At 65.5% G+C, this 26,964-nt stretch carries 27 protein-coding genes; 18 read left to right on the top strand and 9 right to left on the bottom strand.

Annotated elements, in window-relative coordinates; translation table 11 throughout:
* Positions 1-18: 18 nt before the first annotated feature.
* Both OOB33_RS19445 and OOB33_RS19440 read left to right on the top strand, forming a co-directional pair.
* Positions 19-480: a type II toxin-antitoxin system RatA family toxin gene (locus tag OOB33_RS19445; RefSeq protein ID WP_102767204.1), complete on the top strand. Its 462-nt coding sequence runs from the start codon at positions 19-21 to the stop codon at positions 478-480.
* The gene (locus OOB33_RS19440; RefSeq protein WP_271009847.1) at positions 467-826 is read left to right on the top strand and encodes an RnfH family protein; all 360 of its coding nucleotides are present in this window, start codon (positions 467-469) and stop codon (positions 824-826) included. Before OOB33_RS19445 ends, OOB33_RS19440 begins: the two co-directional genes overlap by 14 nt.
* 35 nt (positions 827-861) lie before the next feature.
* Here the strand turns inward: OOB33_RS19440 and OOB33_RS19435 are convergent, their stop codons facing one another.
* Positions 862-1,464, bottom strand: a complete 603-nt coding sequence (locus OOB33_RS19435; protein ID WP_271009846.1) for a DUF4124 domain-containing protein — start codon at positions 1,462-1,464, stop codon at positions 862-864.
* A 142-nt stretch (positions 1,465-1,606) separates the two neighbouring features.
* Here OOB33_RS19435 and guaB point away from each other — a divergent pair, with 142 nt between their 5' ends.
* From guaB to guaA, 3 genes are all read left to right on the top strand, one after another.
* Positions 1,607-3,076: an IMP dehydrogenase gene (gene guaB, locus OOB33_RS19430; RefSeq protein ID WP_271009845.1), complete on the top strand. Its 1,470-nt coding sequence runs from the start codon at positions 1,607-1,609 to the stop codon at positions 3,074-3,076.
* Between the two features lie 154 nt (positions 3,077-3,230).
* Complete coding sequence (locus OOB33_RS19425; protein ID WP_271009844.1) at positions 3,231-4,514, top strand: MFS transporter; 1,284 nt, start codon at positions 3,231-3,233, stop codon at positions 4,512-4,514.
* A gap of 34 nt (positions 4,515-4,548) precedes the next feature.
* On the top strand, positions 4,549-6,153 hold the full coding sequence (gene guaA / locus OOB33_RS19420; RefSeq protein WP_271009843.1) for a glutamine-hydrolyzing GMP synthase: 1,605 nt from the start codon (positions 4,549-4,551) through the stop codon (positions 6,151-6,153).
* A gap of 99 nt (positions 6,154-6,252) precedes the next feature.
* On the opposite strand, the gene exaC is transcribed toward guaA, so the two are convergent.
* A complete protein-coding gene (gene exaC, locus OOB33_RS19415) occupies positions 6,253-7,773 on the bottom strand; it encodes an acetaldehyde dehydrogenase ExaC (RefSeq protein ID WP_271009842.1) in 1,521 nt (506 codons plus the stop codon).
* A 418-nt stretch (positions 7,774-8,191) separates the two neighbouring features.
* Between exaC and OOB33_RS19410 the strand changes: the two genes are divergently transcribed.
* The 9 genes from OOB33_RS19410 (at position 8,192) to OOB33_RS19370 (ending at position 16,731) form a co-directional block, all read left to right on the top strand.
* Entirely contained in the window at positions 8,192-10,213 is a 2,022-nt protein-coding gene (locus tag OOB33_RS19410; protein WP_271009841.1) for a sigma-54-dependent Fis family transcriptional regulator, read from the top strand.
* Between the two features lie 47 nt (positions 10,214-10,260).
* Positions 10,261-10,509: a hypothetical protein gene (locus OOB33_RS19405; protein ID WP_271009840.1), complete on the top strand. Its 249-nt coding sequence runs from the start codon at positions 10,261-10,263 to the stop codon at positions 10,507-10,509.
* A 79-nt stretch (positions 10,510-10,588) separates the two neighbouring features.
* Positions 10,589-11,218 (top strand): tRNA adenosine(34) deaminase TadA, encoded by a 630-nt coding sequence (tadA, locus tag OOB33_RS19400; RefSeq protein ID WP_271009839.1) that lies wholly within the window; start codon positions 10,589-10,591, stop codon positions 11,216-11,218.
* Positions 11,215-12,174 carry an LD-carboxypeptidase gene (locus OOB33_RS19395; protein ID WP_271009838.1) on the top strand — a complete coding sequence of 320 codons (960 nt, stop codon included), beginning with the start codon at positions 11,215-11,217 and terminating at the stop codon, positions 12,172-12,174. Before tadA ends, OOB33_RS19395 begins: the two co-directional genes overlap by 4 nt.
* 716 nt (positions 12,175-12,890) lie before the next feature.
* Positions 12,891-13,541, top strand: a complete 651-nt coding sequence (locus OOB33_RS19390) for a hypothetical protein (RefSeq protein WP_102767195.1) — start codon at positions 12,891-12,893, stop codon at positions 13,539-13,541.
* A 60-nt stretch (positions 13,542-13,601) separates the two neighbouring features.
* On the top strand, positions 13,602-14,480 hold the full coding sequence (locus OOB33_RS19385; RefSeq protein WP_409994048.1) for a MotA/TolQ/ExbB proton channel family protein: 879 nt from the start codon (positions 13,602-13,604) through the stop codon (positions 14,478-14,480).
* A 25-nt stretch (positions 14,481-14,505) separates the two neighbouring features.
* Positions 14,506-14,934 (top strand): ExbD/TolR family protein, encoded by a 429-nt coding sequence (locus tag OOB33_RS19380; protein WP_102767193.1) that lies wholly within the window; start codon positions 14,506-14,508, stop codon positions 14,932-14,934.
* A 17-nt stretch (positions 14,935-14,951) separates the two neighbouring features.
* Positions 14,952-15,386, top strand: coding sequence for an ExbD/TolR family protein (locus tag OOB33_RS19375; RefSeq protein ID WP_207795912.1), 435 nt, complete (start codon positions 14,952-14,954; stop codon positions 15,384-15,386).
* Between the two features lie 91 nt (positions 15,387-15,477).
* Entirely contained in the window at positions 15,478-16,731 is a 1,254-nt protein-coding gene (locus OOB33_RS19370; RefSeq protein WP_271009837.1) for a hypothetical protein, read from the top strand.
* A gap of 152 nt (positions 16,732-16,883) precedes the next feature.
* Here OOB33_RS19370 and OOB33_RS19365 read toward each other — a convergent pair whose 3' ends face one another.
* The 7 genes from OOB33_RS19365 to OOB33_RS19335 all read right to left on the bottom strand — a co-directional run bounded on the left by OOB33_RS19365 (position 16,884) and on the right by OOB33_RS19335 (position 21,785).
* Positions 16,884-17,642, bottom strand: a complete 759-nt coding sequence (locus OOB33_RS19365; RefSeq protein WP_271009836.1) for a 3-hydroxyacyl-CoA dehydrogenase — start codon at positions 17,640-17,642, stop codon at positions 16,884-16,886.
* 103 nt (positions 17,643-17,745) lie between these two features.
* On the bottom strand, positions 17,746-18,399 hold the full coding sequence (adk, locus tag OOB33_RS19360) for an adenylate kinase (RefSeq protein ID WP_102767189.1): 654 nt from the start codon (positions 18,397-18,399) through the stop codon (positions 17,746-17,748).
* Positions 18,400-18,553: 154 nt separating this feature from the next.
* Positions 18,554-19,333 (bottom strand): 3-deoxy-manno-octulosonate cytidylyltransferase, encoded by a 780-nt coding sequence (gene kdsB / locus OOB33_RS19355; RefSeq protein WP_271009835.1) that lies wholly within the window; start codon positions 19,331-19,333, stop codon positions 18,554-18,556.
* Entirely contained in the window at positions 19,330-19,536 is a 207-nt protein-coding gene (locus OOB33_RS19350) for a Trm112 family protein (protein ID WP_102769509.1), read from the bottom strand. Before OOB33_RS19350 ends, kdsB begins: the two co-directional genes overlap by 4 nt.
* Before the next feature lie 60 nt (positions 19,537-19,596).
* Positions 19,597-20,730, bottom strand: a complete 1,134-nt coding sequence (gene lpxK, locus OOB33_RS19345; protein ID WP_271009834.1) for a tetraacyldisaccharide 4'-kinase — start codon at positions 20,728-20,730, stop codon at positions 19,597-19,599.
* Positions 20,730-21,146 carry an ExbD/TolR family protein gene (locus tag OOB33_RS19340; protein WP_102767186.1) on the bottom strand — a complete coding sequence of 139 codons (417 nt, stop codon included), beginning with the start codon at positions 21,144-21,146 and terminating at the stop codon, positions 20,730-20,732. Before OOB33_RS19340 ends, lpxK begins: the two co-directional genes overlap by 1 nt.
* A 21-nt stretch (positions 21,147-21,167) precedes the next feature.
* Positions 21,168-21,785 (bottom strand): MotA/TolQ/ExbB proton channel family protein, encoded by a 618-nt coding sequence (locus OOB33_RS19335; protein WP_102767185.1) that lies wholly within the window; start codon positions 21,783-21,785, stop codon positions 21,168-21,170.
* Between the two features lie 411 nt (positions 21,786-22,196).
* Here OOB33_RS19335 and xseA point away from each other — a divergent pair, with 411 nt between their 5' ends.
* The 4 genes from xseA to ccoS all read left to right on the top strand — a co-directional run bounded on the left by xseA (position 22,197) and on the right by ccoS (position 26,962).
* Positions 22,197-23,516 carry an exodeoxyribonuclease VII large subunit gene (xseA, locus tag OOB33_RS19330; protein ID WP_271009833.1) on the top strand — a complete coding sequence of 440 codons (1,320 nt, stop codon included), beginning with the start codon at positions 22,197-22,199 and terminating at the stop codon, positions 23,514-23,516.
* A 119-nt stretch (positions 23,517-23,635) separates the two neighbouring features.
* Positions 23,636-24,217 carry a superoxide dismutase gene (locus OOB33_RS19325; RefSeq protein ID WP_271009832.1) on the top strand — a complete coding sequence of 194 codons (582 nt, stop codon included), beginning with the start codon at positions 23,636-23,638 and terminating at the stop codon, positions 24,215-24,217.
* Positions 24,218-24,497: 280 nt separating this feature from the next.
* Complete coding sequence (locus tag OOB33_RS19320; RefSeq protein ID WP_271009831.1) at positions 24,498-26,759, top strand: heavy metal translocating P-type ATPase; 2,262 nt, start codon at positions 24,498-24,500, stop codon at positions 26,757-26,759.
* A 2-nt stretch (positions 26,760-26,761) separates the two neighbouring features.
* On the top strand, positions 26,762-26,962 hold the full coding sequence (gene ccoS / locus OOB33_RS19315; RefSeq protein ID WP_102767181.1) for a cbb3-type cytochrome oxidase assembly protein CcoS: 201 nt from the start codon (positions 26,762-26,764) through the stop codon (positions 26,960-26,962).
* The last annotated feature ends 2 nt before the right edge of the window (positions 26,963-26,964 follow it).

Genomic DNA, 26,964 nt, shown 5'->3' with positions numbered 1-26,964 from the left:
CCCATTGTATGAAGCGCTATGAAACACGTTAGGAAGTCTGTTCTGCTCTGGTACTCGCCGCGCGAGATGTATGACTTGGTGGTCGGTGTCGAGCGCTATCCCGAGTTCTTGCCCTGGTGCGAGCGCGCCGAGGTGCTGGAGCAGCAGGGCGATGCCATGACGGCCCGCCTGTCGCTGTCCTACGCCGGCGTGCGCCACGCCTTCACCACCCGCAACACCCACGAGACGGATCGCAGCGTCGGCATGACCCTGGTCGACGGCCCCTTCTCCTCGCTCGATGGGGTCTGGCATTTCCACCCCCTGCAAAAGCCTGGCAGCGACAGCCCGGAGGCGGTGGCCTGCAAGATCGAGTTCGAGTTGCGCTACGCCTTCTCCAGCGCAGCGCTGGAGGCGGTGGTCAGCCCGGTGTTCGACCGCATTGCCAACACCTTTGTCGATCGCTTTGTGCAGCGCGCTGAAAGTGTCTATGGCCCTCGCTGAGCCCGTCGAAGGGCAACAGGCCTTGATCGCCGTGGAGCTGGTCTGGAGCCCGCAGGCGGGCACCGTTCACCGCCTTGATCTGCAACTGCCGGCAGGCAGCACCCTGGGCCAAGCCTTGCAAGCCTGTGCTGAGTTTCAGCCCATGCAGGCGCGGCTGGCGGAGTTCAAGCTGGGTATCTGGGGGCGGCAACAACCGGCAGACACGGTCTTGCGTGATCGGGATCGCATCGAGGTCTACCGGCCCCTGACCGTGGACCCGAAGGAAGCGCGTCGGCAGCGCTACAAGGACCGAGGCGAGCGCATCGTCTCTCGCCATCGGCCGCTGGCGGGCAGGACCCGCCGTTGATTCTGCGAAAGGGGCGCTGATCGCTCTGTCAGGACTCAGCTGCCGCCGCAGTCGCTTGCCACGATGGCACGGGTGCGCTGGATTTCTTCGGACCGTTGGCGGTCGTCAAGGATCACGTTTTCGCCTTGCGCGTTGCGTCGGCTGATGCGCATGCCGTCCTGCAGCATGCGCAGATTCTCCTGGGCCCGGCTGCAGTTCTCACGCTTCTGTTCAGCGTAGCGGCGCTCCTGCTGTTTGTGTTTCTCGATCGCTTCGCGTTCCTGCTGCTTCTCAAGTTTTTCCTGCTCGCGCTGGCGGGCCTGTCGGTCCAGTTCGGCCTTGCTGGGTGCATTGGCCGAGGCCGCTGCGGCGGCGCTGGCGGCGGCCTCCGCCTTGCTGGCATAGGGCATGACAAACACCGGCGGCGGTTTGTAGCCGGCCGGGCGTTGCAGGATGTCTTTGTCGGGTGTGCCGTTGGGCGGCGGCAGATCGCTGATTTGCATGCGGCCACTGGCATCGCGCCATTTCCATTGCGCGTGGGCGGGCAGGGCGCAGCACAGCAGGCACAGCGTGGAGAGGGCCAGAACCCACGCTGGACGCCGGGTTTGCGAGGCGCGTGGGGACAGGTGGGCGTGGTGGGCGAACCGGGGCGTTTGCATGGGCAAAGTGTAGCCCTGGGTCCGGTGAAGCCGGGTTCGCAAAATTGCGTCAATTTGCGCAAATTCGGGTTGTCACAGCCCGGCGCGGGCAAGGCGGTGCCAGTCTTCCGTATAATGCCGCTTTGCGTCTGGAGCTTCCCTCATGCGCCTTTTAGGAAAAGCGCTCACCTTCGATGATGTTTTGTTGGTGCCAGCGTTCTCCCATGTGTTGCCTCGCGACACCTCTCTCGCCACCCGGCTGTCCCGCAATATCCATCTGAACCTGCCCCTGGTCTCTGCGGCCATGGACACGGTGACAGAAGCGCGTCTGGCCATCGCCATCGCGCAAGAGGGCGGCATCGGCATCGTTCACAAAAACCTCCCCGCCAAGCAGCAGGCCATCGAAGTGGCGCGTGTCAAGCGCTACGAGTCGGGCATCGTGCTGGAGCCCTTCACCATCACGCCCTCGACCACGGTGCGCGAAGTGGTGGAGTTGCAGCGCCAACACGGCGTCTCGGGCTTCCCGGTGCTGGAGGGCAAGCGCGTCGTCGGCATTGTCACCGGCCGTGACGTGCGCTTCGAGACCCGCATGGATCTGGCGGTGCGCGAGATGATGACCCCGGCCGAGCGCCTGGTCACCGTCAAGGAAGGCGCGTCGCTGGAAGAGGCCAAGGGCTTGATGCACAAGCACAAGCTGGAGCGCGTGGTCGTCGTCAACGACGCCTTCGAGCTGCGCGGCCTGATGACCGTCAAGGACATCACCAAGCAGACCAGCTTCCCCAATGCCGCCCGCGATGCCCAGGGCAAGCTGCGCGTCGGTGCTGCCGTCGGTTTCGGCGACGACACCGAAGAGCGCGTGGCCATGCTGGTCAAGGCCGGTGTGGACGCCCTGATCGTCGACACCGCTCACGGCCACAGCGCTGGCGTGCTGGAGCGCGTGCGCTGGGTCAAGCAGAATTTCCCCGGCGTGGATGTGATCGGCGGCAATATCGCCACCGGTGCGGCGGCTTTGGCCTTGGTGGAAGCCGGTGCCGATGGCGTCAAGGTCGGCATCGGCCCCGGCTCCATTTGCACCACGCGCATCGTCGCCGGTGTGGGCGTGCCACAGATCACCGCCATCGACAACGTCGCCACCGCCTTGCGCGGCACCGGCGTGCCGGTGATTGCCGACGGCGGTGTGCGCTTCTCGGGTGACCTGGCCAAGGCTATCGCCGCGGGCGCCGATTGCGTGATGATGGGTGGTGCTTTTGCCGGCACCGAGGAAGCCCCTGGCGACCTGATCCTGTACCAGGGCCGCTCCTACAAGAGCTACCGCGGCATGGGCTCCATGGGTGCGATGGCCAAGGGTTCGGCCGATCGCTACTTCCAGGACACCTCGGCCAACAATCCCAACACCTCCAAGCTGGTGCCGGAAGGCATTGAAGGCCAGGTGCCGTACAAGGGTTCGGTGGTGCAGGTCATCTTCCAGATGGCCGGCGGCTTGAAGGCTTCGATGCACTACTGCGGTTGTGCCACGATTGCCGACATGCAGAACAAAGCTGAGTTCGTGGAGATCACCTCGGCCGGCATGCGCGAAAGCCATGTCCATGATGTGCAGATCACCAAGGAAGCACCGAACTACCGTTCCGAGTGAGGCGGGTCGAAGTCCCGCCGCCGGCGCCGAGGCCTCAGGGCAAGGCCGGGCGCCGGTGAACTTCAAGAAAGGGGCCGCGGCCCCTTTCTTCGTATGCGGCTTCAAGCCGCGAGAGCTAGCTAGCAAGCAAGGACATCGATTGAGCGAGCGAGTGATGACAGAAGGCAGCGGTCAAGCAGCAGGCGGCAAGGGCCGCTCGGCCGGCATGGGCTTCATCCTGATTGCCGTGCTGATCGACATGATCTCCATCGGCCTGATCATCCCTGTGCTGCCGCCGCTGGTGGGCACCTTCACCCACAACCCGTCCGAGCACACCCTGGCGCAGCTGGCTGTGGCCTTTGCTTTCGGTATTGCCAATTTCTTTGGTTCGCCCATTCTGGGCGGTCTGTCGGACCGCTACGGCCGCCGCCGCGTCATGCTGATCGGCTTCTCGGGCCTGGCGCTGAGCTTCTTCGTCACCGCCATGGCCGATGCGCTGTGGATGTTGATCGTGGTGCGCCTGTTCTCGGGCGCCATGCAGGCCAATGCGGCCGTGGCCAATGCCTATGTGGCCGACATCACGCCGCCGGCCGAGCGTGCCAAGCGCTTCGGCATGCTGGGCGCGGCCTTCGGCATGGGCTTCATCCTGGGCCCGGTGCTGGGCGGCCTGCTCGGTGACATCAACTTGCACCTGCCTTTCTATGTGGCTGGCAGCATGGCGGTGCTGAACTGGATGTATGGCTTTTTCGTCCTGCCCGAGTCGCTGCAGCCAGAGAACCGCCGCGCCTTTGACTGGCGCCGTGCCAACCCCTTCAAGTCCCTGAGCCGTGTGCGCGATCTGCAAGGCGTGGGCCCGCTGGTCTATGTGCTGGCACTCAGCGGCCTGGCGCAGATGATTCTGCAAAGCAGCTGGGTCATGTACACCACCTACAAATTCGGCTGGGGCCCCAAGGACAACGGCCTGTCCCTGTTTGCCGTCGGTGTGATGGCGGTGCTGGTGCAGGGCGTCTTGCTCAAGCACATCCTCAAGCGGGTGTCGGCCGCCCGCCTGGTGCTGCTGGGCCTGGCTTCGGCCGTGTTGACCAACACCATCTGGGGCCTGTCCAGCGCCGGCTGGATGATGTATGCGGCCATTGGCGTGGGTGTGCTCAGTTATGCCGCCGGTCCGGCTTTGCAAAGCCAGATTTCCAATGCCGCCGATGCCCGCAACCAGGGTGAGACCATGGGTGCCATCTCCTCGCTGAACAGCCTGATGGCTGTGATCGCGCCGGTGCTGGGCCTAGGCCTGATCTACCTGGTCAGCGAGCTGCCCAAGGGCGATTGGCGCATTGGCGCCCCGTTCTACTTCTGCGCCGCGCTGCAGGCGCTGTCCCTGTTCTTCGCCTGGCGGCACTTTGCCCAGCTGCCTCAGCAAGCGCCTGGCGCCGACGCCGCACCGGCCGCCCCCGCCGGCCCCTGAATTCAGAATCCAGACAGAGAGTGAAAGCCCGACCATGCATGACAAAGTCCTGATCCTCGATTTCGGCTCCCAGGTGACCCAGCTGATCGCGCGCCGCGTGCGCGAGGCGGCGGTGTTCTGCGAAATCCACCCCAACGATGTTTCGGACGAGTTCATCCGCAGCTTCGCGCCCAAGGCCATCATCTTGTCGGGCAGCCATGCCTCGACTTATGAGGACCACGAGCTGCGCGCACCGCAGGCCGTCTGGGACCTGGGCGTGCCGGTGCTGGGCATCTGTTATGGCATGCAGACCATGGCGGTGCAGCTGGGCGGCAAGGTCGAGTGGAGCGACCATCGCGAGTTCGGATACGCCGAAGTGCGCGCCCATGGCCACACCAAGCTGCTGGACGGCATCCAGGACCATGCCACGCTGGAAGGTCATGGCATGCTCAAGGTCTGGATGAGCCATGGCGACAAGGTCACCGCCATGCCGCCGGGCTTCAAGCTGATGGCCTCCACGCCCAGCTGCCCCATCGCCGGCATGGCCAACGAGGAGAAGGGCTATTACGCCGTGCAGTTCCACCCCGAGGTGACGCACACCGTCAAGGGCCAGGAAATACTGACCCGCTTCGTGCGCGACATCGCCGGTTGCAAGGGCGACTGGATCATGGGTGACTACATCGAAGAAGCCGTGGCCAAGATCCGCGAGCAGGTCGGCGATGAAGAAGTCATCCTCGGCTTGTCCGGTGGCGTCGATTCCTCGGTCGCCGCCGCCCTGATCCACCGCGCCATCGGTGACCAGCTGACCTGCGTCTTCGTGGACCACGGCCTGCTGCGCCTGAACGAAGGCGATATGGTCATGGACATGTTCGCCGGCAAGCTGCACGCCAAGGTCATCCGCGTGGACGCCAGCGAGCTCTTCCTGGGTCAGCTGGCCGGTGTGACCGACCCCGAGAAAAAGCGCAAGATCATCGGCGGCCTGTTCGTCGATGTCTTCAAGGCCGAGGCCGCCAAGCTCAAGGCGGCCGATGCCGGCGCCAAAGGCGCCAAGTGGCTGGCCCAAGGCACCATCTACCCCGATGTGGTGGAAAGCGGTGGCACCAAGACCAAGAAGGCCACCACCATCAAGAGCCACCACAACGTCGGTGGCCTGCCCGAGCAGCTCGGCCTGAAGCTGCTGGAGCCCCTGCGCGAGCTCTTCAAGGACGAGGTGCGCGCCCTGGGCGTGGCCCTGGGCCTGCCGCCCGAGATGGTCTACCGCCACCCCTTCCCGGGCCCCGGCCTGGGCGTGCGCATCCTGGGCGAGGTGAAGAAGGAGTACGCCGACCTGCTGCGCCGTGCCGACGCCATCTTCATCGAAGAGCTGCGCAATACCAAGGATGAAGCCACGGGCAAGAGCTGGTACGAGCTGACCAGCCAGGCCTTCACGGTGTTCTTGCCGGTCAAGAGCGTGGGCGTGATGGGCGACGGCCGCACCTATGACTACGTCGTGGCCCTGCGCGCCGTGCAGACCAGCGACTTCATGACCGCCGACTGGGCCGAGCTGCCTTACAGCCTGCTCAAGCGCACCTCGGGCCGCATCATCAACGAAGTGCGCGGCATCAACCGCGTCACCTACGATGTGTCCAGCAAGCCGCCGGCAACGATCGAGTGGGAATGATCTCTCAGGTCTTGAACCCCTGGTTCAAGTCCTGAGTGAACGCAAAAGGCGGCCCGCAAGGCCGCCTTTTTTTTGTTTCAACTCAGCAGCGCTGGCTGCTCAGAAGAAGCCAAGAGCATTGGGCGAATAGCTGACCAGCAGGTTCTTGGTCTGTTGGTAATGGTCCAGCATGGCCTTGTGGGTTTCGCGGCCGATGCCGGATTCCTTGTAGCCGCCGAAGGCCGCGTGCGCCGGATAGGCGTGATAGCAATTGGTCCAGACCCGGCCGGCCTGGATGGCGCGGCCCATGCGGTAGGCGCGGCTGCCGTCGCGTGTCCAGACGCCGGCGCCCAGGCCGTAGGGCGTGTCATTGGCGATCTGCAGGGCTTCGGCCTCGTCCTTGAAGGTGGCCACGGCCAGCACGGGGCCGAAGATCTCTTCGCGGAACACGCGCATATTGTTCGTGCCCTTGAACAGCGTGGGCTCGATGTAATAGCCGCCGGCCAACTCGCCCGACATCTGCTTGCGGCCACCGCCGATCAGCAGCTGAGCGCCTTCCTGCTTGCCCACTTCCAGGTAGGACATGATCTTGTCCATCTGCAGGGCTGAGGCCTGGGCACCCATCATGGTGTCGGTGTCCAGTGGGCTGCCTTGCTTGATGGCGGCCACGCGCTTGAGTGCGCGTTCGATGAAGCGGTCGTAGATCGACTCTTGAATCAGCGCCCGGCTCGGGCAGGTGCAGACCTCGCCCTGGTTGAAGGCGAACAGCACCAGGCCTTCGATGGCCTTGTCCAGGAAGGCGTCGTCCTGGGCCATCACATCGTCGAAGAAGACATTGGGGCTCTTGCCACCCAGCTCCAGCGTGGCCGGTATCAGGTTGCTGGCCGCCGCCTGGGCGATCACCCGGCCGGTGGCGGTGGAGCCGGTGAAGGCGATCTTGGCGATGCGCTTGCTGGTGGCCAGGGCCATGCCGGCTTCGCGGCCATAGCCGTTGACGATGTTGAGCACGCCGGGCGGCAGCAGGTCGGCGATCAGCTCGGTCAGCACCAGGATGCTGATCGGTGTCGATTCCGCCGGCTTGAGCACCACGCAGTTGCCCGCGCCCAGGGCCGGCGCCAGCTTCCAGGCCGCCATCAGGATGGGAAAGTTCCAGGGGATGATTTGCCCGACCACGCCCAGCGGTTCGTGGAAATGGTAGGCCACGGTGTGCTCGTCGATCTGGCTCAGCGCGCCTTCCTGCGCGCGCAGGCATCCGGCGAAGTAACGGAAATGGTCGGCGGCAAGCGGGATGTCGGCATTGAGGGTTTCGCGGATGGGCTTGCCGTTGTCCACGGTCTCGGCATAAGCCAGCAATTCGAGGTTGGCCTCGATGCGATCGGCGATCTTGAGCAGGATGTTGGCGCGGGTGGCGGCATTGGTGGCTGCCCACTGGGCCGTGGCGGCATGGGCGGCGTCCAGGGCCAGCTCGATGTCCTCGGCGGTGGAGCGGGCGGCGCGGGTGTAGACCTGGCCGCTGATGGGGGTGACGACGTCGAAGTATTCGCCCTTGACCGGTGGCACGAAGCGGCCCCCGATGAAGTTGTCGTACTGGGCTTTGTAGGCGAGCGTGGCGCCGGGGGTGTTGGGGCTGGCGTAAAGCATGTCGGTCTCCGTGTGTTGTGTTGGGGTCTCAAGGTCTGGGCCTGCTCCGTCTCCATCGCGGGTGCTGAGTTGCGGGGTTAGAGGCAAGCAGGCCAGCCGCAGGGTTTCTTGCATGGAGCGTGCCAAGGCCTAGGTTTGCGCGGAACTTGGGCACAAGGGCTGCTGCTGCGCGGGGCGAGACGGCTGGCCGCCTCGCTTGGCTGCGCACCGTGCCGCCCCACTGTCACGAAAGAGGACAGGTGGCCGCCTCGCGTGGCACAGCTTTCACGTCCACTTGTGCTGGAAGCGGGCAAAACCAGCCCAAGGGCTTGGCAAGTGCCGTGAGCCTGTTAAGGTCGTGCTGCGGCGCGGGTTTCAACACCTGAGCCGCGTCTGATTCAGAGCCCGTTCACAAGGGCCGATCACGGAGACACACGCGATGACTGCTGCCAATGCCTTGATGAGCTTGCGCACGCCGCCCAGCCGCCTGCGACAGGCGCGCCGGCAGCTGCTGGAAACCGGTGAGCTGGGCGCCGGCTTGCTCGATGCCCGACTCCATGCCAGCTGGCAGCGCAGCCGGGCCTATGGTCTGGCGCCCGAGGGGCGGCCGCAGGGTGTGCCACACGCGTCGGCCGCCCAGCTGGCGCGGGCCCTGGAGCAGCGCCGCGCCTTGCTGGCCCAGGCCCGGCCGGTGATGGAGTTTGTGGCCGAGCAGGTGAGGGCCAGCGACAGCCTGGTCATCCTGGCCGACCCGCAAGGCATGCTGCTGCACGCACTGGGCGACGATGGCTTTGCCGACAAGGCCGCACGGGTGGCCTTGCGGCCCGGCGCTGTCTGGCTGGAACAGTGGCGCGGCACCAATGCGATCGGCACGGCGCTGGCCGATGGCCGGCCGGTCGTCATCAACGGCGCCGAGCATTATCTGGAGCGCAATGGATTCCTGACTTGCGCCGCTGCGCCCATCGTCGACCCCAGCGGTGCCCTGCTTGGGGTGCTGGACATCTCGGGCGACCGCCGTGGCTACCACCCCCACACCCTGGGCCTGGCCCGCTCGGCCGCGCGCATGATCGAGCACCAGCTGTTTGTGGCCCGTCACGGCGGCGGCCTGGTGCTGCGGCTGCACAGCCGGCCCGAGGGGCTGGACACGGTCACCGAGGGCTTGCTGGCCCTGGCCGACGACGGCCTCATCCTCGGCGCCAACGGCTTGGGCCTCGAGTGGCTGGGCCTGGCGCCCAGTGCCCTCGGTCGCTGCACGGTGGAGGCGGCGCTGGGGCTGCGCATGCAGGAGCTGCTGGCTGATGTGCATGGTTCGCAGCCTCGGCGCCTGCAGCGGGTGGACGGCAGCTTGATCTACGGCCGGCTCGATGGTGCGCGGCCCCTGCAGCCCCGCCCACGCGTGGCGCCGCCGGCTGCCACGGCTTTGCTCACGACGGCATCGCCAGCGTCTGCGCCTGCCCCTGCCTCGGATGCACTGAGCGCGCTCGACACCGGTGACGCGGCCGTGCACAAGCTGATCGAGCGGGCGCGTCGCGTGCTGGCCAAGCCGATTGCCTTGCTCTTGCAGGGCGAGTCGGGTGTCGGCAAGGAGTTGCTGGCGCGGGCCTGCCACCAGAGCGGGCCGCGGCGCGCCGGGCCGTTTGTGGCCATCAACTGCGCGGCGCTGCCCGAGCATCTGATCGAGGCGGAGCTGTTCGGCCACCAGCCGGGCGCCTTCACCGGGGCGCTCAAGGATGGGGCGCCAGGGCTGCTTCGCCAGGCGCATGGCGGCACGCTCTTCCTCGATGAGATCGGTGACATGCCGCTGGCGCTGCAGGCGCGGCTGCTGCGGGTCTTGCAGGAGCGCCAGGTCTCTCCGCTGGGCGGTGGGCAGCCGGTGGCGGTGGACTTTGCGCTGATCTGCGCCAGCCATCGGCGCCTGCGCGAGGAGGTGGACGTGCAGCGCTTCCGCGAGGATTTGTACTACCGCATCAACGGGCTCAGCCTGCAACTGCCGCCGCTGCGCGAGCGCAGCGATTTCGCGGCCCTGGTGCAGCGCCTGCTGGCCGAGGCGGAGCCGAGCCGCAGTGTGAGCGTAGAGCCCGATGTGTTGGCGCTGCTCGCCCGCCATCGCTGGCCTGGCAATCTGCGCCAGCTGGCCAATGTGCTGCGCACCTGCTGCGCGCTGCTCGATGCCGACGAGGCGCAGATTGGCTGGAGCCACCTGCCCGACGACATGGCCGAAGAGTTGCAAGCCCTGGCGCGGGCTGAGCCTGTTCAGTCGGAGCAGGAGAAGGAGGAGGAGGCGGCGCCGCTGGAGCTGGACCTGCGCCTGGCCTCCAGCCGCTGCGTTCAGCAGGCCCTGGCCTTGGCCCAGGGCAACCGCAGCGAAGCGGCGCGCCGGCTGGGCGTCAGCCGCAACACGCTGTACCGCAAGATGCGCGAGGCGGGACTGGATGCGCGGCTGGATGGGGCGCTCGATTAGGCTGGTGGCTTCTGGAGCTTTTGTTTTCCGCAGGAGGCGGTGTTTCGATGCGCGCAGCGTTCAGCATTTTGGGTTTGGTGATCACCTTGGCGGTGGTCTTGTTCATGGTCAAGCAGCAGGCGCGTTCCTTGCAGCCTCCGGCGGCATCGGGCAGCCGGGCGGCGTCCGCTGCCGGGCTCGAGTCATCGGCCCCTGGCGCTGTGCAGGCCGGCGCCGTGCGCCCGGAGGCGGTGCGCCAGGAGCTGCAACAGTTGGTGGACCAGGCCGCAGCGCGCGCCTCCGAGGCTCAACCCTGAGTGGCACCGGCTCTGGCAAGGCGAGCAAGGGATTTCCCGGAGCGGGGCAGGGCGCTTGTTACACTGCGCCGGGCCGACCATGACTGAAATCCTCCTCTCATCTTCCTCGCCAGCCGCTGCGGTTTCCGCCGCCGATGAATACGCCATGCGCATTGCGCTGGATCAGGCCCATAACGCCTGGCTTGCAGGGGAGGTGCCGGTCGGCGCGGTGCTGATGCGCGCCGGCCAGGTGATCGCCACCGGCTACAACCGCCCCATCACCACCCACGACCCCACGGCCCATGCCGAGATCGTGGCCTTGCGCCACGCCGCCAACTTGCTGGGCAACTACCGCCTGCCCGAGTGCGAGCTGTTCGTGACACTGGAGCCTTGCGCCATGTGTGCCATGGCCATGATGCATGCCCGGCTCAAGCGGGTGGTGTTCGCCGCCCATGATCCCAAGACCGGCGTGGCCGGTTCGGTGCTGGACTTGTTTGCCCAGCCCCAGCTGAACCACCACACCTGCATCCAGGGCGGGGTGCTGGCCGAGGCCTCGTCCAAGCTGCTGCGCGAGTTTTTTGCCCAGCGTCGCGACGCCGCCCGGCAGCGCCGCGCCGCCGCGCGTGCTGCGGCCGGCGACAGCGATTTGCCCGATGCCATCCCGACCGGCGACGTGACCCATCTCGATTTTTCTTCGTCTTCTGAACCCTCACCGGAATCCCAGCCATGAGCGCAAGCCCGAGTCTGATCCTCTACACCCCCGCCGGCGTGCTGGCCCATGCCGCAGCACTCAAGCGCGCGGCCAAGCGCCTGGAGAAGCTGGGCTTTGCGGTCAGCGTTGACGAAGACGCCCTGGCCCGCCATCAGCGATTTGGCGGCGATGACGCCACCCGCCTGGCGGCCCTGCATCGCGTGGCCAGCGCGGCGCCCAGCGTGGCCTTGGCCACCCGCGGCGGTTACGGCCTGACCCGTTTGCTCGATCAGATCGATTGGAAGCTGCTGGCGCGCAGCGTGGAGCAGGGAACGCGCTGGGTGGGTTACAGCGACGTCACCGCGCTGCAGATGGGTTTGCTGGCCCATGCCAAGGCACAGAGCTGGGCCGGCCCCTTGGCCTGCGGTGATTTCGGCCGCAGCAAGGACGAGGGCGGCGTGGACGATGTGACCCAGGACTGCTTCGTCGAGGCCATGGACGGCCTGCTCGAAGCCGTGGGCTTTCGCACCGAGAAGGGCTTTGACGGCCTGGGCCTCAAGGGCCAGCTCTGGGGTGGCAATCTCTGTGTGCTGAGCTCGCTGCTGGGCACGCCGCATTTCCCGCGCATCAAGGGCGGCGTGCTCTTCCTGGAGGATGTGGGCGAGCATCCCTATCGCGTCGAGCGCATGCTGCTGCAGCTGCAGCAGGCGGGTGTGCTGGACGCGCAGAAGGCCGTGCTGCTGGGTGAATTCAGCGCCTGGAAGAAGTCGCCGCTGGACCGCGGCTACACGCTCAAGCATGCGATTGAAGCGGTGCGTTCGCGCACCAAGACGCCGATCCTCACGGGCCTGCCTTTCGGTCATGTCGACACCAAGGTCTGCCTGCCGGTTGGCGCCAAGGTGGAACTGGTGGTGGAAGGCCGCGATGTGATGATGGGCTGGCAAGGGGACCCCAAACACCGCCATGCGGATGAGGATCATGCGCATGCGCATTGAGTTACCAAGCAGCAGCCATCCAGCGTCGGAAGAGCCGTCCGTGCCGGCTGGCGCGAGACATGAAGTGGCACCCCTGAAACGGAGCCATTTCGAGTGAGAGTGATGGCCTCGGTGCGTGTCCTTGTGCTCTCGCCGTTAGGTCTCTGTGTTCCGTGTCTCTGTGCCCGGGCCAGATGAGGGCCGTGGTGCGAATCGACAGACGGTGTCGCGAGCGCAAACCGCTATTCCTGCGGGATGTGTACTTGTTTCACAACTTTGCCTTTCCTCACGATCGAATCAGCGTAAACCCTGATTCGATGGGTGATGGGATTTGACTCGATACCACTAAAATACCAGTAAGGCCTGCGGCTCGTCGAAGATCAAAGCCTGGCGCGGGCTTCGGGTGTCATGCTCTTGTCAGCTCCTGGGGTAATCCCCACGGCTTCGGGGCTTTGGAACTCGTTTATGATCGCGGGCGCTTGTGTAGATGTCCGACTCCGCCTGACGCGGCTTCGGGTAGATGCCGAGCTCAAGCCCGCGGTCGCAAGCTGACGGGCATTTTTGTTGTAGGTGGTGCCGCAAGTGCCGATAGAGAGAATCGATCTGCCTTTGTCGGGTGGTGACGGTTCAGAAATTGGCAGACTGTGGGACCCGAACGTTCGAGACGGGCGCTGCGCAGGGGTGATGAACCCACGTGTCTTGATGAAAGAAATTCGCAGTCTTAAGAAGGAGCGCGCATGAACTTTGCGCAGGATAAGCAAGGCTCGTCACGCTTCACGGGTATTGGCATCGTGGTCTTGATCCACGTGTTGATCGCGTGGGCGTTGGCAAGTGGACTGGCCCGGAAAGCCATTGAGGCGGTCAAGGGTCCCATCGAGACCAAGGTGATTGAAGAGAAGGTCAAGCCGCCGCCGGAGCCTGAAAAGGTTGTTCCGCCGCCGCCGGACCTGAAGGCGCCTCCGCCGCCCTTCATCCCGCCGCCGGAATTCCAGGTGACCGCGCCCGCTCCGCCGGCACCGGCCATTGCGTCGACTCAGGTGGCGCCTCCGGCAGCTCAGCCGGTTCGCCCAGCGCCGCCGCCGGCTCCGGCTGCTGCCCCGGCCCCGGCCCCGGTTCGCACGGGCCCCAAGACTGCTGGCATGGTTTGCACCAAGATGGGCAAGCCGGAAGTGCCGTCGGTGAACTGGAGCGGTGAGGCTTTGTACAAGGTCACCGCTACGGTCAAGTCGGGTCGTGTGGCCAGCATCGAAGTGCAAAGCCTGCGCCCGGGCGTGGATCGCAAGGCTCAGCGCGCCATCATTGCGGCCATCGAGGAAACGCTGCGCGACACTTACGAGTGCCCCGGCGACCACGTGTTCGAGCAGGAATTCCAGTTCCGCATCGAATAAAGCCGCGACAGGCTAGAGTTCTGCAAGACCCAACACTGGGGCAGGGTAGTGCCCGGCTCCATTTCTCTCAAACCGATTTCGATTTCATTCGCAGGAGTTGACTCCATGATTTCTCGTATTTCCGGCCTGTTCGCCGCCATCGCCTTTGCTGCGGCAATGGCTGTTTCGCCTGTGCAAGCTCAAGAAGCGGCTGCTTCCGCTGCTGCTCCCACTGAGGCTGTCGCTCCTGCTGCTGAAGCTGCCCCCGTGGCGCAAGCCGCTGCCAAGCCTGCAGACAACCCCTACGGCCTGCAAGCCATGCTGGCTCACGGCGACATGGTGTCCAAGGGCGTTCTGGCCCTGCTGCTGATCATGTCCATGGGCAGCTGGTACATCCTGATCACCAAGCTGTGGGACACCCAAAAGCTGGCCAACGAAGCCAAGGACGTGCGCGCCACCTTCTTCAAGAAGGCCAGCCTGGCCGAAGGCGTCAAGAGCCTGAAGGAAGCCAGCGCTTTCCGCTACATCGCCGCCAACGCGATCGAGGCTTCGGAGCACCATGAAGGCGCCCTGACCGAGAACATCGACCACAACACCTGGGTCTCGACCAACATCGAGCGCTCGGTGGCTGAAGTGCAAAGCCGCGTGCAAACCGGTCTGGGCTTCCTGGCGACCGTGGGTTCGACCTCTCCCTTCATCGGTCTGTTCGGTACCGTGTGGGGTATTCTGCAAGCCCTGACCGCCATCGGCGTTGCTGGCCAAGCATCCATCGACAAGGTGGCCGGTCCTGTGGGTGAAGCGCTGATCATGACTGCCATCGGTCTGGGCGTCGCTGTGCCGGCCGTGCTGGGTTACAACTGGCTGGTGAACCGCAACAAGTCGGTGATGGGCCAAGTTCGTGCCTTCGCAGGTGACCTGCACGGCGTCCTGATGGGCAACCGTCAAGTTGCCAAGCGCTAATCAGCGCTGACCCGGAGAACCCATCATGGGAATGAACGTCGGATCTTCTTCCGGCGATGATGAAGTGGTCTCAACCATCAACACCACGCCCCTCGTGGACGTGATGTTGGTGCTGTTGATCATCTTCCTCATCACCATCCCGGCGGTGGTCAGCACGGTCAAGGTTGAGCTTCCTAAGGAAACCAACGTCGTCCGCGTGACCAAGCCGGAGAACATTGATATCTCGGTCACCAAGAACGGCGAGATCTACTGGAACACGACTCTGGTGCCTGATGTCGATGCCTTGGTGCAGCGTCTGGGCAAGGTGGCGGTTCTGAATCCGCAGCCTGAGGTGCATGTCCGTGGCGATGACAAGTCGCGCTACGAGTCCGTGGGCCGTGTGGTTTATGCCTGCCAGCGTGCCGGCATCATGAAAGTCAGCTTCGTCACCGAGCCGCCTGCGCGCGGTGGTTGAAGCGAGGAGCGAATAGCATGGGAATGAATGTAGGTAGCTCCTCCGGTGGCGACGAGCCCGAAGTCATGATGGACGTCAACACCACGCCCTTGATCGACGTGATGTTGGTGTTGATCGTGATGCTGATCATCACGATCCCGATCCAATTGCATTCGGTGAATCTGGATATGCCTCCGCCTGCTCCGCCGATCGAGAATCCGAAAGAGCCGGTGATTCACACGGTGTTGATTGACTTTGATGGCAAGGTGTATTGGGATGAAAACGAAATGCCCAATCACCAGGCCGTAGAAGCGAAGCTGGCTGAAGTTGCTGCTGAGGCAGACCAAGCCGAAGTGCACATCAAGCCCAACAAGCTGGCCGAGTACGGCGCTGTCGCAGCAGTCATGGCTTCCGCTCAGCGACTGGGTGTCAAGAAGATGGGCATGGTCGGCAACGAACAGTACGTCAAGTGAGACGGCGCAAGCCGTGAACTGAGACGACAAAAGAACAGCGCGCCGTCCGTCAAGGGCGGCGCGTTTTTTTTCGCAAAGAGGGTAGAAGACGATGAAGATCAGGACATTGGCCTCGGTCGCTATTGGCGCCATGGCGTTTGTGTTGGGCAACGCCCCCCAAGGCGAACTGGGCTTGGTGCAAGCCCATGCTCAGGCTGAGGGTGTGCGTCCTCAGGTGGGCAAGGCGCTGAAAGATGCCGTCGCCTTGATCAAGTCCGGCAAGTACAAGGACGCCCTGGCCAAGGTGCACGAGGCTGAAGCTGTCAGTGGCCGCAACGCCACCGAGAACTACAACATCGAAGCGATGCGCATGGCTGCTGCTTCGGGCGCTGGCGACACCGATTCCATGGTCAAGGCTTTTGAAGCCTTGAAGGCCAGCGGCAAGCTGTCGGGCGCCGAGCAGCTGCGCTACATCGAATCGATCGCGGGCACCTACCTGCGCAACAAGGACAACGCCCGCGCTCTGACCTGGGCGCAGCGCTACTTCAAGGAAGGCGGCAACAGCCCCACCATGAAGCAGGTCCTGACCTCGGCGCAGTTCAATTCCGGCGACATGGGTTCCATCATCAAGGACACCGAGGCCGAGATTGCTGCCGATGAGAAGGCGGGTCGTACGCCTTCGCAGGACAAGCTGAACCTCTTGCTGAGTGCTGCCATCCGTCAGAAGGATGGCAACGCCGAGCAATTGGCCATCGCCAAATTGCTGAACTACTACCCGCGCAAGGAGCTGTGGACGCAGGTATTGGGCGCGCTTCAGAGCAAGAAGGGTTTCTCGGATCGCTTCACCCTGGATGTTTACCGCCTCAAGCTGGCCACCGGCAACCTGAAGGATGCCAACGACTACATGGAAATGGCTCAGTTGGCGGCTCAGGCTGGCTATCCCGAGGAAGGTAAGGCGGTCGTGGACAAGGGCTTTGCGGCCAATGTCCTGGGCCAGGGCAAAGAAGGTGAGCGGCACAAGCGCCTGAACGACCTGATGGTCAAGCGCATCGGCGAAGCCAAGGCTGCTCTGCCCGAGGTCGAAAAGACCGCTCAGGCTGCCAAGGACGGCAACGCCCTGGTATCCCTGGGTCTGGCCACGGCTTTCCGCGGCGATGCGGCCAAGGGCGTCAAGTACATCGAGCAAGGCATCGAGAAGGGCAATCTGGCTCGTCCGGATGATGCCAAGCTCTACCTGGGCCTGGCCCAGTCCATGGCCGGTGATGCATCCAAGGCGCAGTCCACCTGGCGCTCGGTCAAGGGCACGGACGGCTCGGCCGATCTGGCTCGTCTGTGGGGCATCCACAGCCGCAGCGCCAAGCGCTGATTGAGCATGTGTTGACTCGCTTTCGCTCAGGTCAGACTTCGGTTGCTTGAGCGAGAGCAGAGACCAGAAAAAGGGCCCTGGCTTTGCGCCAGGGCCCTTTTTTGTTTGAGGCGCGCCGGACGGTTGCAGCGCGATGCCGTCGAATGAACGAATTACTTCGGTGCCAGACGGATGGCACCGTCCAGGCGAATCACTTCGCCGTTCAGCATCTCGTTGGTGATGATCTGGTGCACCAGCTTGGCATAGTCGGCGGGGGTGCCCAGGCGCGAAGGGAAGGGCACGCCAGCGGCCAGTGCGTCCTGCACCTCTTGCGGCATGCCGAAGAGCATGGGCGTGCCAAAGATGCCGGGAGCAATGGTCATGTTGCGGATGCCGTTGCGGGCCAGGTCGCGGGCGATGGGCAGGGTCATGCCGACCACGCCGCCCTTGGATGCCGCGTAGGCGGCTTGGCCGATCTGGCCGTCGTAGGCCGCGACCGAGGCGGTCGAGATCAGCACGCCGCGTTCGCCTGTGGGCTCGGGGTCATTCTTGCTCATGGCCTCGGCGGCCAGGCGGATCATGTTGAAGCTGCCGATCAGATTGACGGTGATGGTCTTGCTGAACAGAGCCAGGGCGTGGGCGCCGTCCTTGCCGACGGTCTTGGCGGCCGGGGCGATGCCGGCGCAGTTGACCAGGCCGAAGAGCTTGCCCAGGCTCAGGGCCTTGGCGACCACGGCCTGGCCGTCGGCTTCCTGGCTGACGTCGGCCTTGACGAAGGCGCCGCCCAATTCGGCCGCGACGGCCTCGCCACGCTCGATCTGCAGGTCGGCAATCACGACCTTGGCGCCGTGCGCCGTCAGCATGCGTGCCGTGCCTTCACCGAGGCCCGAAGCGCCGCCGGTGACGATGAAAACCTTGCCTGCGATGTCCATGTTCAATCCTTTGAAAGAAGGGTTGGTTGACGTTGACGTAAACGTCAATTATTGGTCAAAAGAAAGCCGCATTGAAGCGGCTTTGTTCGAGAAGGAAAAATGCTCAGCTCAGGGCGGCCAGGGCTCGTTGGGTGATGTCGTCGACCGAGCCGATGCCTTCGATGCAGCGGTACTGCGGTGCGCCGGCCTCGCCGCTGGCGGCCCATTGCGAGTAGTAGGCGACCAGGGGGCGGGTTTGCGACTGGTAGACCTCCAGGCGCTTCTTGACGGTTTCTTCCTTGTCGTCGTCGCGCTGGATCAGGTCTTCACCGGTGGCATCGTCCTTGCCTTCCACCTTGGGCGGGTTGAACTTGACGTGGTAGGTGCGGCCCGAGGCCACATGCACGCGGCGGCCGCTCATGCGCTCGATGATGGCGCTGTCGGGCACGTCGATTTCCAGCACATAGTCCAGCTTCACGCCGGCGGCCTTCATGGCATCGGCTTGCGGGATGGTGCGGGGGAAGCCGTCGAACAGGAAACCTTGGGCGCAATCGGGCTGGGTGATGCGTTCCTTGACCAAGCCGATGATGATGTCATCGCTGACCAGGCCGCCGGCATCCATGACCTTCTTGGCGGCCAGGCCCATTTCGGTGCCGGCCTTGACGGCGGCACGCAGCATGTCGCCGGTGGAAATTTGCGGGATACCAAATTTTTGGCAGATGAAGGCAGCTTGGGTGCCTTTGCCGGCGCCGGGGGCGCCCAGAAGAATCAGTCGCATGGGTCTCCTTGATGCAGCATGGAAGGCACGCAAGGCCCTCTTCAACAGCGGGCGAGGATAGCATGCGCTGACCTACGCCAGACTGACGCAAACCCCGCTTGTTGTCTTCACGTAACCCCGGGCTTCGCAGGAGCCGTGCCTCCGTGCCCGCGCTTCACTTGGCGGCCTGGGCGCGAAACACGGCGCGCACGCGCTCCAGGTCTTCGGGTGTGTCGACGCCGGGGCCGGGGCGCTCGGCGCTCAGGTGCACCGCGATGCGCTCGCCGTGCCAGAGCACGCGCAGCTGTTCCAGCGATTCGATCTGTTCCAGCGGGCTGACCTCCAGCTGCGGGAAGCGGCGCAGAAAACCGGCCAGATAGCCGTAGAGCCCGACATGGCGCAAGGCCGAGCCGGGCCGCGCGCGCGTTGCACCTGTGGCCTGACCATCGCGCCAGAAGGGGATGTGGGCGCGCGAGAAGTACAGCGCCAGGCCGTTCTTGTCGGTCACCACCTTGACCACATTCGGGTTGGCGAACTCGGCCTGGCCTTCGGGCGAGTCGTCCAGCCCATGGGCCACCGTGCTCATCACGCATTCGGGTCGCTGGCGCAGCAACTCTGCGCAGGCGTCGATCATGGCCGGCTCGATCAGGGGCTCGTCGCCCTGTACATTGACGACCAAGTCCTGCCCGTCCAGGCCCAGCAGCTCGCAGGCTTCGGCCAGGCGGTCGCTGCCCGAGACATGGTCCGCACGGGTCAGCACCGCCTCAATGCCATGGGCGGCACAGGCGTGCAGCACCTCGGGCGCGTCACTGGCCACCACCACACGGCTGGCGCGCGACTGGGCGGCGCGCTGGGCCACGCGCACGATCATGGGCAGGCCCTCGATATCGGCCAGCGGCTTGTTGGGCAGGCGGGTGGAGGCCAGCCGAGCCGGCACGATGACGGTGAAACTCATAGGGCGACAGGCTTGTGGCTCTCGGCATCCGGGTCGTAGGCGCGCGCCTCGTTTTCCAGCATCACGGGGATGCCATCGCGCACCGGGAAGGCCAGGCGGTCGGCATGGCAAATCAGCTCGCGGCCGCCATCGGGGCTGCGCAGATGCTCCAGCGGACCTTTGCACAAGGGGCAGACCAACATTTCCAACAAGCGGTTATCCATCGTCATCCCCATCTTCAACTGCAGTGCATCGTTCATCAATGATTCGTTCCGCCGCGCCAACTAGGCTGCGGCGGTGGCCAGGCCCAGGGTGCTCAATCGCTCTTGCAAGGCTTGCGCAAAGGCGGCTTCGGGGCGGAAGTCTAGCGCCACCACCCAGATGCGCGGGCCGCTTGCGGTGCTCGCCTCGGTGGGGCGCAGTTTGACTGCGTCCTTTTCCGTCACCAACAGATCACCCAGTTCGGCGCCCCAAGGGCGCTCGGCGAAATCGTAGTGGTCGGGCAGGGCGTGGCGCGCTTGCAGCGTCAAGCCGCAGGCCTCGAGCATGTCAAAAAAGCGCGCTGGCTGAGCCATGCCGGCCGCAGCGGCCAGGGGGCGCCCGCGCAAGGCTTGCAGGTGCTCGAGCTGCGCTGGCTTGCCGGCCCACCAGTCCTGCAGAGACACCGCGCCCGCGAGCATGCGCTGAGCCAGAAAACCGGGCAGGGCGGTGCTCGGCCGATCGGCGTTGTACAGCACCAGGTGGTCCGGCGGCAGCTGTGCCTGAAAGGGCTGACGCAGCGGGCCGGCCGGCAAGACATGGCCATTGCCAATACCACGGCTGTCGAAGACCAGGACCGAGAGTGCGCGCGGCAGGCGGCCATGCTGCAGGCCGTCATCGCTGATCAGCAACTGCAGTTCTGGATGGGCCTGCAGCAGCGAGCGTGCGGCGGCCACCCGGTCGCGGCCCACGGCCACGGGCACGCCGCTGCGCAAATGGATCAACAAAGGCTCATCGCCGACCTGGCGGGCGGCACTGTCATGTTGCACCAGAGCCACCGCATCATCCTCGCGCCCATAGCCGCGAGAGACCACGCCGGCCCGGATGCCCCAGCCCTGCAAGAGCTGCAGCAGGGCCAGGGTGGTGGGCGTTTTGCCGGCGCCGCCGACAATCCAATTGCCCACCACGATCACCGGCACGGGCAGGGTTTCGGGTTTCTGGAGACCCAGCCGGTAGAGCAGGCTGCGGCCAGCCCAGAGCAGGCGGTAGAGGCCCGAGAGGGGCAGCAGGCTGGCGGAGAGGGCGCCACCCGTGAGCCACTGCGCTTGCAGGGTCTGCGCCAAGGACGGAGACAAAGGCTGGGGCAGGGGCCGGGGCAGGGGCGCCGGCGGGCGCGGCACGCCGGCGGGCGGCGCGGACGGTTCTTGCTCAGCGGCCATCACTGGCCGCTGGTTTGCGCGGCGAAGGTCAGGCGGGATAAGCCAGCGCGGCGCGCCGCGTCCATCACATTCACCACCGACTGGTGGGCGGCCGAGGCATCGGCGGACACGATCACCATGGTCTCCGGCCGGCCCTGGCTGGCCTGGGTCAGCGAGGCGGTCAGCAGCTCCACCGTGCGGCCTTCCACCGCCTGGCCGTTGATCACGTAGCGGCCATCGGCCGAGACGGCGATGATGATTTCCTGCGGCCGCTCCTTGAGCTGCTCGGAATTGGCCACCGGCAGCGCGATCTGCAGCTCGGTGAACTTCGAGTAGGTGGTGGACAGCATCAGGAAGATGAGGACCACCAGCAGCACGTCGATGAAGGGGATCAGATTGATCTCCGGCTCTTCGCTGCGGCGCTGTCTGAATTTCATCGTGGCAACTCCGGCGCGGACTCAGGCCGTATAGCGCTGCAGCTGGCTCAGCAGGCGCTCGCTGCTTTGCTCCAGCTCCAGCACATACTCTTCCACGCGGCCACGGAAGTAGCGGTAGAACATCAGCGAGGGAATCGCCACCATCAGGCCGAAGGCGGTGTTGTAGAGGGCGATGGAGATGCCGTGCGCCATCTGCGCCGGGTTGCCGCCGCCAGGCGTCTGGCTGCCGAAGATCTCGATCATGCCGACCACCGTGCCCAGCAGGCCCAGCAGGGGGGCGGCCGTGGCGATGGTGCCCAGGGTGTTGAGGTAGCGCTCCAGCTGGTGGATGGCGCGGCGACCGGCCAGCTCGAAGACCTGGCGCAGCTTGGCCTCTGGCAGCTGCGGCTCCAGCGTGACGGCGCGCAGGCCCGAGGCCAGCAACTCGCCCAGCAGGGAATGCTCGGCCAGGCGGTTGACCATATCGGGTGTGGGCAGGGACTGGCTGCTGATGCCCAGCACTTCATCGAGCAGGCGGGGCGGCACGATGCGGCTGCGGCGCAGGCTGGAGAAGCGCTCGATGATCAGGGCCAGGGCAATAACGGAACAGATCAGCAGGGGCCAAATCGGCCATCCGGCGGCTTGTATGATCGAAAACAAAGACAACCCCTGTCGTTGAATGCTGCGATTGCTGAAAAACCTGCCGCGGGGCGGGGCCCCTGTTGGGCGCCTCGCGATTGCGGGCGATTATGGCCCGAAGCGCGGGCCTTTCAAGCGAGCCTGGGGTTGACCATCAGTTGCCGTGCGCGCTGCGTGGCGGGCGGTGAAAATCGGCGCCGAACACTCATCCACTTTCGCTGTGGATAACTTTGTGGGCAAGCTGAGTTTTCATGCGGCCAGGGCCCGAAAATCCAGGCTCTGGGCTAAGTTGCCTCATTCTTAAGCAGAAAAAACACTTGAAAAACAAGCGCTTGTGTGCGTATGACGGCGGCGTGACGGGCTCGACTTCCGGCCGGTCCATGATCGCGCTCGCTGTGGAGTTCTCGGCCGCTCAGAGCGAAAGGGCGCCGCATGTTTGACCGCTCTGGCGGCCCGCCGCAGCGCATGGTCTGGGGTGTGCAGGCCTTGCTGACGGCTGTCAGCGACAGCCTGGCCGCGCGCTTTTCGGTCTGCGTGGTCGGCGGCGAAATCTCCGGCTTCATGCGCGCGGGCAGCGGCCACTGCTATTTCAGCCTCAAGGACTCCAACGGTGCGGGTGCGGTGCTGCGCTGTGCCATGTTCCGCCGCGCCGCGGGTCTGCTCGACTTTTCGCCGGGGGAGGGCATGTTGGTCGAGCTGCGCGGCAAGGTCACGCTCTACGAGCCGCGCGGTGAGCTGCAGTTCATCGTCGAGAGCATGCGCCGCGCCGGCGCGGGCGCGCTGTATGAGCAATTCCTGCGTCTGAAAGCGCGGCTGGAGGCGCAGGGCTATTTCGATGCCGACCGCAAACGGCCGCTGCCTGTGTTCCCGCGCCGTTTGGGCGTGGTCACCTCGCGCGCGGGGGCGGCCTTGCACGATGTGCTGACCGCGCTGGCGCGCCGCGCGCCCCATGTCGAGGTGGTGATCTATCCCTGCCTGGTGCAGGGTGAGCAGGCGCCGCCGCAGATCGTGCGGGCCCTGGAGCTGGCCAATGAGCGGCACGAGGTGGATGCCCTGCTGCTGGTGCGGGGCGGCGGCTCGCTGGAGGACTTGTGGGCTTTCAACGACGAGCGGGTGGTGCAGGCCCTGGCGCTCAGTGCCTTGCCGGTGATTTGCGGCGTCGGCCATGAAACCGATGTCACCCTGGCCGATCTGGCCGCGGACTTGCGTGCACCCACGCCGACCGCCGCGGCCGAGCTGGCCGCGCCCTCGCGCGAGGCGCATCTGGAGCGCCTGGCTGCGATCTCCGATGCCCTGAGCCGCCGCCTGGAGCAGCGCCTGGACGGCCTGGCCCAGCGCCTGGACCGCGCGGCCCTGCGCCTGGCCCGGCCGACCGAGGTGCTGACCCGTCAGCGCCGCCGCCTGGCCTTGCTGGCCCAGCGCTGGGGTCAGGTCTTGCCTCGGGTGCAGGCGGCCGAGGCGCAGCGCCTGGAAAACCTGAGCCAGCGCCACCGCCGTGCGGCGCCGCAGCTGCTGCGGGCGCAGGTGCTGCGGCTCGATGCCTTGCAGGCGCGGCTGTCGGCCCTGGACCCGCAGCAGGTGCTGGCCCGCGGCTTCGCCTGGTTGGACGATGGCGAAGGCCGGGCTCTGATCTCAGTGCGGCAGCTGCAGCCGGGCCAACAGGTCCATGCCGTGCTGGCCGACGGTGAGGCGCAGATGCAGGTGCTGGCGCCCCGGCCCAAATCCACCAAGTCTGCCAAGCCCGCCGACTGAAGGGTTATCACCGCCGCCCCGTCAAAGCCAGCCAAGCTGCCTACAATCGCCCGCAACGCTTTGGCCCTGGCTGCCCGAGCCCAGCTTTCTTTCTCTCAATACAGCCCTGAGGAGTTGATATGGAACATCTGTTGCCCGCACTGCCCTATGCCAAGGACGCCCTGGCCCCTCACTACAGCGCCGAGACGCTGGAGTTCCACCACGGCAAGCACCACAACGCCTACGTGGTCAACCTGAACAATCTGCAAAAGGGCACCGAGTTCGAAGCCCTGAGCCTGGAAGAGATCGTCAAGAAGTCCAGTGGCCCGATCTACAACAACGCCGCCCAAATCTGGAACCACACCTTCTTCTGGAACTGCATGAAGCCCAACGGCGGCGGCGCACCGACCGGCGCTCTGGCCGAGGCCATCAACGCCAAGTGGGGCAGCCTGGATGCCTTCAAGGAAGCCTTCACCAAGAGCGCCGTGGGTAACTTCGGTTCCGGCTGGACCTGGTTGGTGAAGAAGGCCGACGGTAGCCTGGACATCGTCAACACCGGCGCCGCCGGCACGCCGCTGACCACCACCGACACCGCGCTGCTGACCATTGACGTGTGGGAGCATGCCTACTACATCGACTACCGCAATCTGCGTCCCAAGTTCGTGGAGACTTTCCTGAACCATCTGGTCAACTGGGACTTTGCTGCGGCGAATTTCGCCTGAAATCGCGAGTCGCCTTGATTTCGAAAGGGGCCGGCGTTAGCCGGCCTCTTTTTTTCTGGGGTCGACTGCTGCGTGGAATGAAGCAGCTTTGCGACACGGCCTTGATAAATGTCATGACGAGGCGAGGGGTTCGGGCCTAGATTACGGCTACGGCTGCCGAACCATGATCCCCATTACCGCTCCAGTTATTTCTCCTTCAGAGCTTGCCGGCGAGGCCAGGGCGGGTCAGCCTGTCGCAGGCCCCGCGCCTGCGGCGATTGCGCCCCTGGATGACCCCGATTTGTTGGCGCCCTTCACGCGTTGGTCGGGTGGTGAGTCGGTGGCGGAATCTCAGTTCCAGCTCTCCGGCCTGCATTGCGCGGCCTGTGCTGGCATCATCGAACGGGCTTTGTTGGAGCTGCCGGGGGTGAATGGCGCCGTGGTCAATGCGGCCAGCGCGCGCCTGAGCCTGCGCTGGCTGCCCACGCAGACTCGACTGGCTGCAGTGCTGGCGCGTATCGAGCGAGCTGGTTACGGCGCTGCGCCCGATGTGGCTGCGCCAGCCCGCCAGTTGCGTGAGCGCGAACAACGCCAGGCTGTCTGGCGCCTGTTTGTCGCCGCCTTCCTGATGATGCAGGTGATGATGATGGCGGCGCCGGCCTATTTTGCCGAGCCCGGTGACCTGAGCCCCGATCTGGAGCGCCTGTTGCAATGGGCCAGCTGGGTGATGAGCCTGCCGGTGCTTTTGTTCTCGGCCGGCCCGTTTTTCCGCGCGGCCTGGCAGCAGCTGCGTGCGCGCCGCCTGGGCATGGATGTGCCGGTGGCTCTGGGGCTGGCGGTCACCTTTGTCGCCAGCAGCGGGGCTTTGTTTGAGCCGGGTGGCCTGTTCGGCCGCGAGGTGTATTTCGACTCGCTGACCATGTTCGTCACCTTCCTGCTGGCCGGGCGCTGGCTGGAACTGCGGGCGCGCCATCGGGCGGCGGGTACGCTGGAGGCGGCCAACTCGGCGCTGCCGGATGCCGTGGAGCGCATCGAAGCCGATGGTTCGGTCAGCCGCGTGGCGCCCATCCGCCTGCGCGTGGGGGACCTGGTGCGCATCGCGGCGGGTCAGGCTTTTCCGGCCGATGGTCGTGTGGAGCGCGGCAGCAGTTCGGCCAACGAGGCTCTGCTCAGCGGTGAGTCGCAGCCGGTGGCTAAGACCGTGGGTGACGAGGTGGTGGCGGCCAGCATCAATGTGCAGGCACCGCTGTGGGTGCGCGTCAGCCGCGTTGGCGCCGACACCCGCCACGAGGCCATCCAGCGCCTGATGCGCGAGGCCATGAGCCAGCGCCCGGCCATGGTCGAGCTGGCGGACCGGGTGGCGGGCTATTTTCTGTGGGCCGTGTTGCTGCTGGCTGGCCTGGCCGCTGCAGCGTGGAGCCAGATCGAGCCCGGTCGAGCCGTCTGGGTGGCGGTGTCCGTGCTGATCGTCACCTGCCCCTGCGCTTTGTCTCTGGCGGCGCCGGCCGCGCGTTTGGCCGCGACCGGTGCCCTGGCTCGCCGCGGCTTGTTGCTGGTGCATATGGATCTGCTGGAGACCATGTGCAAGGTCGACACCGTGGTGCTCGACAAAACCGGCACCCTGACCGAGGACCGCATGAGCTTGCTGGCCCACGCAGCGGCTGATCCCGCGCAAGCGGCCGAGTTGCTGGCGGCGGCGCGCAGCCTGGCGCAGCAGTCGCAGCATCCGTTTTCGCGCGCCCTGGTGCAGAGCGCAGGATTGCAGAGCGCGCCGACTCAAGACAGCGAGACAGCCGCGGGCAAGCTGTGGTCCGAGGTGCAGGAGCATCCCGGGCAAGGCCTGCAGGCCCGCGATGCGCAGGGCCGGGTCTGGCGCCTTGGCGCGCCGGCCTGGGTGGCCACGGCGGGCCTGCCGGAAACCCTGCCTGCCGATTTGCGCCGCGACGCGCAGCTGGCTTTTGCCTGCCAAGGCCAGGATCAGGGCCAGCAGGCAGAGGGTCAGGTCTTGCTGATGCAGTTTGGCGAGTGCTTGCGCGCCGATGCGCTCGAGGCTTTGCAGCGCCTGCATGCTCTCGGACTGGATACGGTCTTGTTGTCCGGCGATGCGCCGGCGCGGGCCGAGGCCTTGTCCCGGCAGGCGGGCGTGCAGCGCGCCATCGGCGGCGCCAGTCCGGAGCGCAAGCTGGCCGAGGTGCAGCGCCTGCAAGAGGCGGGGCACTGTGTCTTGATGGTGGGCGACGGCATCAACGATGCGCCGGTGCTGGCGCGGGCCGATGCCAGCGTGGTGATGGGGCAGGGCGCCATGCTGGCGCGGGCCAGTGCCGATGCGCTCTTGCTGTCCGGCCGTTTGACCGATCTGGCGCAGCTGCGTGAATTGGCCTTGCGCACGCGCCGCATCATCCGCCAGAACCTGGCTTGGGCGGCCGGCTACAACGCGGCCTGCATTCCCCTGGCGCTGGCCGGCTATCTGCCGCCTTGGGCTGCCGGCCTGGGCATGGCCTGCAGCTCGGTCTGGGTGGTCTTGAACGCGCAGCGTCTGGCGCGCAATCTGAACGGACGCTGAGCATGGAAGTTCTGTATCTCTTGATCCCGGTGTCGGTGCTCTTGGTGCTGGTGATCGTGGGTGTGTTTGGGTGGGCAATTAACAACGGCCAACTCGAAGATTTGGAGCGCGAAGGCGTTCGTATTCTTGAAGAAGCTGCGGGGGTTGATGAAGGTCAATCCTCCGCTCCGGGCGCTGGCAAAGAATCGCCCTCGTCAAACTAAAA

The sequence above is a fragment of the Paucibacter sp. B51 genome (assembly GCF_027863535.1).
Lineage (GTDB): Bacteria > Pseudomonadota > Gammaproteobacteria > Burkholderiales > Burkholderiaceae_C > Paucibacter_A > Paucibacter_A aquatilis.
This window is presented reverse-complemented; position numbering and strand designations above follow the sequence as displayed.

Bases quoted from the DNA above. Each gene is read 5' to 3' on its own strand.
- kdsB (WP_271009835.1), bottom strand. From the start codon at position 19,333: ATGAGTTTCACCGTCATCGTGCCGGCTCGGCTGGCCTCCACCCGCCTG.
- OOB33_RS19390 (WP_102767195.1), top strand. From the start codon at position 12,891: ATGAACTTTGCGCAGGATAAGCAAGGCTCGTCACGCTTCACGGGTATT.
- guaB (WP_271009845.1), top strand. From the start codon at position 1,607: ATGCGCCTTTTAGGAAAAGCGCTCACCTTCGATGATGTTTTGTTGGTG.
- OOB33_RS19405 (WP_271009840.1), top strand. From the start codon at position 10,261: ATGCGCGCAGCGTTCAGCATTTTGGGTTTGGTGATCACCTTGGCGGTG.
- OOB33_RS19435 (WP_271009846.1), bottom strand. From the start codon at position 1,464: ATGCAAACGCCCCGGTTCGCCCACCACGCCCACCTGTCCCCACGCGCC.
- xseA (WP_271009833.1), top strand. From the start codon at position 22,197: ATGTTTGACCGCTCTGGCGGCCCGCCGCAGCGCATGGTCTGGGGTGTG.
- OOB33_RS19370 (WP_271009837.1), top strand. From the start codon at position 15,478: ATGAAGATCAGGACATTGGCCTCGGTCGCTATTGGCGCCATGGCGTTT.
- OOB33_RS19325 (WP_271009832.1), top strand. From the start codon at position 23,636: ATGGAACATCTGTTGCCCGCACTGCCCTATGCCAAGGACGCCCTGGCC.
- tadA (WP_271009839.1), top strand. From the start codon at position 10,589: ATGACTGAAATCCTCCTCTCATCTTCCTCGCCAGCCGCTGCGGTTTCC.
- OOB33_RS19410 (WP_271009841.1), top strand. From the start codon at position 8,192: ATGACTGCTGCCAATGCCTTGATGAGCTTGCGCACGCCGCCCAGCCGC.
- lpxK (WP_271009834.1), bottom strand. From the start codon at position 20,730: ATGGCCGCTGAGCAAGAACCGTCCGCGCCGCCCGCCGGCGTGCCGCGC.
- OOB33_RS19340 (WP_102767186.1), bottom strand. From the start codon at position 21,146: ATGAAATTCAGACAGCGCCGCAGCGAAGAGCCGGAGATCAATCTGATC.
- OOB33_RS19445 (WP_102767204.1), top strand. From the start codon at position 19: ATGAAACACGTTAGGAAGTCTGTTCTGCTCTGGTACTCGCCGCGCGAG.
- OOB33_RS19440 (WP_271009847.1), top strand. From the start codon at position 467: ATGGCCCTCGCTGAGCCCGTCGAAGGGCAACAGGCCTTGATCGCCGTG.
- OOB33_RS19425 (WP_271009844.1), top strand. From the start codon at position 3,231: ATGACAGAAGGCAGCGGTCAAGCAGCAGGCGGCAAGGGCCGCTCGGCC.
- OOB33_RS19365 (WP_271009836.1), bottom strand. From the start codon at position 17,642: ATGGACATCGCAGGCAAGGTTTTCATCGTCACCGGCGGCGCTTCGGGC.
- OOB33_RS19375 (WP_207795912.1), top strand. From the start codon at position 14,952: ATGGGAATGAATGTAGGTAGCTCCTCCGGTGGCGACGAGCCCGAAGTC.
- guaA (WP_271009843.1), top strand. From the start codon at position 4,549: ATGCATGACAAAGTCCTGATCCTCGATTTCGGCTCCCAGGTGACCCAG.
- OOB33_RS19395 (WP_271009838.1), top strand. From the start codon at position 11,215: ATGAGCGCAAGCCCGAGTCTGATCCTCTACACCCCCGCCGGCGTGCTG.
- adk (WP_102767189.1), bottom strand. From the start codon at position 18,399: ATGCGACTGATTCTTCTGGGCGCCCCCGGCGCCGGCAAAGGCACCCAA.
- exaC (WP_271009842.1), bottom strand. From the start codon at position 7,773: ATGCTTTACGCCAGCCCCAACACCCCCGGCGCCACGCTCGCCTACAAA.
- OOB33_RS19350 (WP_102769509.1), bottom strand. From the start codon at position 19,536: ATGGATAACCGCTTGTTGGAAATGTTGGTCTGCCCCTTGTGCAAAGGT.
- OOB33_RS19380 (WP_102767193.1), top strand. From the start codon at position 14,506: ATGGGAATGAACGTCGGATCTTCTTCCGGCGATGATGAAGTGGTCTCA.
- ccoS (WP_102767181.1), top strand. From the start codon at position 26,762: ATGGAAGTTCTGTATCTCTTGATCCCGGTGTCGGTGCTCTTGGTGCTG.